Origin of the sequence: Acinetobacter lwoffii (genome assembly GCF_024129735.1) — a bacterium.
Taxonomy (GTDB): domain Bacteria; phylum Pseudomonadota; class Gammaproteobacteria; order Pseudomonadales; family Moraxellaceae; genus Acinetobacter; species Acinetobacter lwoffii_H.
Genome location: NZ_JAMXXK010000028.1, coordinates 38,923 through 45,213 on the forward strand (window position 1 = coordinate 38,923; position 6,291 = coordinate 45,213).

The window sequence follows — 6,291 nt, forward strand, 5'->3', positions numbered from 1 at the left end:
TCAGCAGCATTGAGAGGGCATGGAACAATTTCAGCATTCGTCAGCGACCTATTTTAATCGGGAACTTTCCTTATTTGAATTTCAGCGTCGTGTCTTGGCACAAGCACTCGATCCGAATTTACCGATTTTAGAGCGCTTAAACTTCCTGATTATTTTTTCCCGTAACCTGGATGAGTTCTTTGAAATCAGGATTGCCGGGCTGATGAAACAGCAAGACCTGAATGCGACTACCCGGACGCCTGATGCTGTACCTACCGAGCTGATTCTACAAGAACTGTCCCAGTCCATTCATGCCACAGTTAACAAACAGTATGAGGTTCTGAATCATGCAATTTTGCCTGAACTTCAGGCGCAGGGTATTCAGTTTCTTCAATATCAGGATCTTCTGGAAAAACACAAGGCCTGGATTGCAGCCTTTTTTGCCAAAGAAGTGCAACCGGTACTGACCCCGATCAGTCTGGATCCTTCACATCCTTTTCCACGTTTGGTGAATAAAAGTCTGAACTTTATTATCAGCTTGGAAGGTAAAGATGCCTTTGGCCGTGAAATCGAGATGGCAATTGTGCCGGCACCCCGTTCTTTACCGTGCCTGATTAAAATTCCGGAAGACGTTGCCGGAAATAATACCACCCAGATTTTTCTGACTGCGATCATCCAGCAGCATATCAGTGATTTGTTTCCCGGCATGAAAGCGACCGGATGTTATGCCTTTCGGGTCACCCGCAATGCCGATCTGGTACTGTCGGAAGATGTCGATGATCTGGCCGTGGCCTTAAAAGACGAACTGTGTTCGCGCCGCTTTGGTCGTGCAGTACGTCTGGAAATTGAAAATGACTCTCCACAGAACATCATCGACTATTTGCTGGATGAATTTGATCTAACGGAACAGGAGTTGTACCGGATAGATGGACCGATCAATTTGTCCCGTCTGAGTACCAGCTTTGAGCGTCCAGAATTAAAGTATCCGCATTTCAGTCCGGTCATTCCGAAAATTTTCCGTAAACAGAAAAGCATTTTTGAAATTTTAAAGGCACAGGATGTGCTGCTGCATCATCCTTTTGATTCATTCCAGCCGGTGATTACTTTACTGCGCGAAGCGGCTAAGGATCCGGCGGTGCTGGCGATCAAGCAGACGCTGTACCGTAGTGGGCCGGACTCGGAAATAGTCCAGGTGCTGGCAGAAGCCGCACGTAATGGCAAGGAAGTCACGGCCGTGATTGAATTGCGGGCGCGTTTCGATGAAGAATCCAATATTATGGTGGCCAATATCCTGCAAGAAGCCGGGGCAGTGGTGGTCTATGGCATCGTCGGTTATAAGACCCATGCCAAAATGATTCTGATCGTCCGGCGTGAAAATCAGGAATTACTGCGTTATGCGCATTTGGGCACCGGAAACTATCATGCCGGTAATGCCCGAATGTACACCGATTACGGCCTGATGACCACACAGCCGGATATCTGTGAAGATGTGCACCGCATGTTCCAGGAATTGACCGGCATGGGGAAAATGGCCAAACTGAAAGCCTTGCTGCATGCACCGTTTACCCTGCATAGCGAACTGCTGAAACTGATTGACCAGGAAAAGGCATTTGCTCTGGCTGGCAAAGCCGCCCATATCATCATCAAAGTGAATGCGCTTACCGAACCGCAATTGATTGCTGCCTTATATCAGGCTTCGCAGGCTGGGGTAAAAATTGACCTGATTGTGCGTTCAATCTGCTGTCTGATTCCACAAGTTACCGGTATGTCTGAAAATATCCAGGTCCGTTCAATCGTAGGACGTTTCCTGGAACATACCCGGGTCTATTATTTTGAGCATGGCGGCGCCAAGAAACTGTATTGTGCCAGTGCCGACTGGATGGGGCGCAACCTGTTTTCCCGGGTGGAAACCTGTTTCCCGGTGCTGGATCCAGAGCTGAAAAAACGGATTTATAAAGATGGCCTGATTAGCTATTTAAAAGATTGTCAAAATGCATGGGAGTTAGATGCCGATGGTCAGTGGCATAAAGTCCCTTGTCAGTATCCGGCCCAGCCTTATAATGCCCAGCAATATCTGCTGGAACAAAAACAGTTAAAAATTTAAAGGGTAGGCCAAGATACGCTGGCGTATTTGTTTTGTACCCATCAAAAAGCCGGATATTGAATCCGGCTTTTTTAATTGCAATATTCAGTGATATTTATGAGGCTTTGGACTGTTTGGATTTTAGAATTTCGGTTCTAAAAGTCTGTGCCAGCTCGGCGCTTTCAGCATCCATCCCATTCACCACAAAAGCATGACGGGTCAGGACATTGGTTGGATTCGGCATGCTGACCAGCTGGAAGTGATCACTCACATCTTTCAGCAAGGTGTTCGGTACATGTAAGGCACTTTCTTTCGCGACCAGATGCTGAGTCAGGCGCTCAGCGGCCTGTACCGAGCTGAGCTGCATCTCCTCGACTTTAGAAGCAATCGCGCTGCGGGTTTGTAGCACAAAACGTTTTTCTTCACGATAGCGTTTATACAGGACTTCCGAAAGCAGCTGGAACACAGCATTGATCATAGTCAGGCAAGCCAAGGCATTCGGTTTGTCTGCCGCGATACTGATGGTGGCACCTTTTTCATCAAATTTATGTACGGTACAAATATCAGAACTATTCAACTTATAGCGTTGCACACAGAGTTCGGTGGCTTTATTCAGAAAAATCTGGCAAAGATTGAAATAAGGCACCGAAACGGTTTTATTCACGCTATCCAGTAACTGTTTTGGATCGTAGAACTGGATGTTTAAGCTCAGGCTATCGCTCTCCAGTACCGCCGGCTTATGTTCTTTTTCTTTGGCTTTGTTTTTCACTGCCTGTTGGGCTTGGGCAATCGCCAGTGCCGCATTATGCTTTTCCTGTTCCAATGCCTGGGTCAGGGTCTGAATCTCGAATTTCAGCCGCGATTCGTTATTGATGCGCGCCAGATATTCGGTGCGGCTTGGACGTGCCACAGCACGATAAGCGACCCAGAGCAGACCATGAATGATGAACGAGAACAGAATTGCCAGCCATTGTGTCCGCAGAATTTCACCAATACTTGGTTCAATCAGAGTGATTTCAATCACACCGACTTTTTTCTCATTTTGCAGCGCATCACGGACAAAAACTTCACCCTCGCGGGTTTTGGTCAGTCCGCCAGTGGCTAAAACCTGAGCTTTCGCATCTAGAATCCGGATGGAAGCGACACTTGGATTGGTGGCATAACGATTTGCCAGCAACGCCAGAGAAACGCGGTTGGGTGGTTCAAGCTCAGACAGGCTGTCTGTCACCAGTTGACTGGTGATCAGCTGTCCCTGATTGGCACGGTTTTCATTCAGTTGGTGAGTGGTTGCCAATACCAGTAAAAAGGTATGCAGAGCAAAACTTACAATCAATAGGCTAGCAAATAGCCCTTGTCTAGGCGCATTCAACGTAAACTTCCAAGGCAATTCTGTTCAATTTCGATTATGATTCTAACAATAGTTGTAGCTCAGACCCGAGTCAATTCATGCGAGAAATCATTCTTATATCATTCTTAGGACCTGACCAGCCTAATCAATTTACACGATTAATGCAGGTTTTGTCCGCCCATTCCTTACAGATTTTAGATGTAGGGCAAGCGGTTATTCATAATCAGTTAACCTTAGGTATTGTTGTAGCCTCTGAAGACCAGACAGCGACAGCATTAGCCATGAAGGAGATCCTGATTCTAGCACATGATATCGGGTTAACTGTGCGCTTTAAACCGATCTCTGCGACTGAATATGATCAGTGGGTCAAAGAGGGTGGACGCACACGTTATATCGTAACGGCATTGGCCCCTGAATTAAATGCCTCTCATCTGCAAGCCGTGACCCAGATTGTCTCGGGTCAGGGCTTTAATATTGAAACCGTGACCCGTCTGTCTGGCCGCCCCATTTTAGATGGCCAGAGCGCAGGGCCAAAACGTGCCTGTGTCCAGTTCGGTTTAAGTGGACAAATGCTAGATGCAGCTGCCATGCGTGAGGCCTGTTTGCGTTTATCCACTGAACTTAATGTCGATGTCGCGGTACAGGAAGATAATGCCTATCGCCGTAACCGCCGTCTGGTTTGCTTTGATATGGACTCGACCCTGATCGAGCAGGAAGTCATTGACGAACTGGCAATTGAAGCCGGTGTTGGTGAGCAGGTCGCAGAAATTACCGAACGTGCCATGCAAGGCGAGTTGGACTTCCAGCAAAGCTTCCGTGCGCGTGTCGCCTTGTTAAAAGGCATGGACGCATCGGTACTTCCGAAAATTGCCGAGCGCCTGACCATTACCGAAGGGGCTGAACGCCTGATTTCGACTTTAAAAGCATTGGGTTACCGTACCGCAATCCTTTCAGGTGGTTTTCAGTATTTTGCGGAATATCTGCAAACTAAACTGGATATTGATGAAGTGCATGCCAACGCGCTCGATGTGCAGGATGGGGTCGTTACCGGTGAAGTCAAAGGCCATATCGTCGATGGCGCACGCAAAGCCTTCTTGCTCGGTGAAATCGCGCAAGAGATGGGAATTTCCCTGGAACAAACCATCGCAGTCGGTGATGGCGCCAATGACTTGCCAATGTTATCCATTGCAGGACTCGGTGTGGCTTTCCGTGCCAAACCATTGGTACGCCAAAATGCCAATCAGGCGATTTCTAGCGTCGGTCTGGATGGGGTGCTGTATCTGCTCGGCGTACATGATAAAGACCTGAACCGTGCATAAGTACAGGCTTTGATTGATTTTAAATGCGACCTTTGGGTCGCGTTTTTTATTGCTTATGATGTGAGTGATATAAGGAATAGCTGAAATATGGCTACAAAAACATCGATCATCTTAAACGGAAAAATAATTTTTTCACTTAAAAAAACTACTGATAATTTTGTAATGACACGCCAACATTGGCGCAGTCATTGATCCACAAAAATGTGAAAAGCAAAAAATGTAATGACAATATAATATCGCGACAAAGTATGTCGTTAGGCTGGATGACAGGACTTTTTTTATGCAAAAAACTCAGCATAATGCAGGCATAGAGATACAAATCAACAGATTCCACTTTATTGATTTAACGAAATTCAATAGATAGAAGCGTTGCAATATCAAGCGGAAACTATCTATCTGGATGGAGGGGGTTATATGGTAACAGCGAATTTAGCAACGATTGTGGGCTTCAGTTTAGTCGCTGTAGCTGTGCTTGCTGTGTTCTTCTCGCCTTATCGTCGCTGGTTAAGCTTTATGGCGGCCGGGATGCTGGTATGGGGCCTGATCGAGGTGATTCGTGTAGGAACTCAAACCTGGTTTGAGCTACCAATGACGTATAGTTACCTGAGCGCGTTAACTGCGGTCATGATGGTCGTGACTGGCCTGTTGTTGCGTGAAGATCGTCGTGCTGAGCGTGCTTTGGCAAAACGCCGTTGCATCGAACATACGCCGGTGTATGAAGACGACCAGCAGCAGCTTTCAAGCCGTTAATTCTACAAGTTGCAATGAAAAAAATGCACCCATGGGTGCATTTTTCAATTTGGAAATATGATACAAACTGCATAATCCACCTAGCCCAGAACTATGCTAGGATATTTGTCAATTTTCGTACAATTAGAATAGGCATTCTCCATGAAACTGTCGTCCATTCCTGTGTTAAAACTTCCTCTGGTTGACCTCAGTACTGATCCACTTGATTTGCTGGTCGCAGGTCTTGCGTTACGTATGAAGCAGTTAGCACGTACTAGCCCGAAATTTATTGAATTGGTACATGAACGCCAGTTCCGTATCCAAATCGGAACAGATGAGGGAATGGCACGTCAGATCGTTGTGAATAATGGTCATATCGATACTGTTTCAGGTGATGCAGAAAAAGCTGATTTTGTACTGCAATTTGCTGACAGTGAACAGGGTGTAAAAACATTGCTTAAAGGTGATCCAACTGCATTCATGACTGGTATGCAAAGTGGCACGATTAAAATGGAAGGCGATTTTGGTCTGCTGGTCTGGTTTAACCAGGTCGCGAAAATGATTCCGCCTAAACTGCCAAAACCGGTCAAAGAAAAAGTGAAAATGGCACGTCAGTTTATTAAAGAGAAAACTGGTAAATAAGTTAAAAATCTTTCATCCAACCTTTTCTTTCTCCCTTTGGGAGAAACACAAAGAGGGGGGTGAAAGGATGAAAGATTTTTAAAAGAAAAAGCCCTCATTAGAGTAATGCCAGTCAGTTAAGCAGACATTAGAAAAATGTAGTAAAAATGAGTGTATGCCAATACGCTCATTTTTTTTATGACTTTATCTGA

General features: G+C 46.0%; 5 protein-coding genes. 4 read left to right on the top strand and 1 reads right to left on the bottom strand.

The genetic code is table 11. The features are described 5' to 3' along the window. The first annotated feature begins 19 nt into the window (after positions 1–19). Positions 20–2,083: a polyphosphate kinase 1 gene (gene ppk1 / locus NI469_RS09480; protein WP_253174968.1), complete on the top strand. Its 2,064-nt coding sequence runs from the start codon at positions 20–22 to the stop codon at positions 2,081–2,083. Positions 2,084–2,177: 94 nt separating this feature from the next. Here ppk1 and NI469_RS09485 read toward each other — a convergent pair whose 3' ends face one another. Further along, positions 2,178–3,431, bottom strand: a complete 1,254-nt coding sequence (locus NI469_RS09485; protein WP_044108788.1) for a hypothetical protein — start codon at positions 3,429–3,431, stop codon at positions 2,178–2,180. Positions 3,432–3,508: 77 nt separating this feature from the next. On the opposite strand from NI469_RS09485, the gene serB reads away from it, so the two are divergent. From serB to NI469_RS09500, 3 genes are all read left to right on the top strand, one after another. Further along, a complete protein-coding gene (gene serB / locus NI469_RS09490) occupies positions 3,509–4,729 on the top strand; it encodes a phosphoserine phosphatase SerB (RefSeq protein ID WP_044108789.1) in 1,221 nt (406 codons plus the stop codon). Between the two features lie 414 nt (positions 4,730–5,143). After that, complete coding sequence (gene aciT / locus NI469_RS09495; protein ID WP_004647188.1) at positions 5,144–5,479, top strand: ciprofloxacin tolerance protein AciT; 336 nt, start codon at positions 5,144–5,146, stop codon at positions 5,477–5,479. A gap of 141 nt (positions 5,480–5,620) precedes the next feature. After that, positions 5,621–6,100, top strand: a complete 480-nt coding sequence (locus NI469_RS09500) for an SCP2 sterol-binding domain-containing protein (protein WP_004281258.1) — start codon at positions 5,621–5,623, stop codon at positions 6,098–6,100. The last annotated feature ends 191 nt before the right edge of the window (positions 6,101–6,291 follow it).

Excerpts from the sequence above, each read along its gene's own strand:
- ppk1 (WP_253174968.1), top strand. The coding sequence starts at position 20 with ATGGAACAATTTCAGCATTCGTCAGCGACCTATTTTAATCGGGAACTT.
- serB (WP_044108789.1), top strand. The coding sequence starts at position 3,509 with ATGCGAGAAATCATTCTTATATCATTCTTAGGACCTGACCAGCCTAAT.
- aciT (WP_004647188.1), top strand. The coding sequence starts at position 5,144 with ATGGTAACAGCGAATTTAGCAACGATTGTGGGCTTCAGTTTAGTCGCT.
- NI469_RS09500 (WP_004281258.1), top strand. The coding sequence starts at position 5,621 with ATGAAACTGTCGTCCATTCCTGTGTTAAAACTTCCTCTGGTTGACCTC.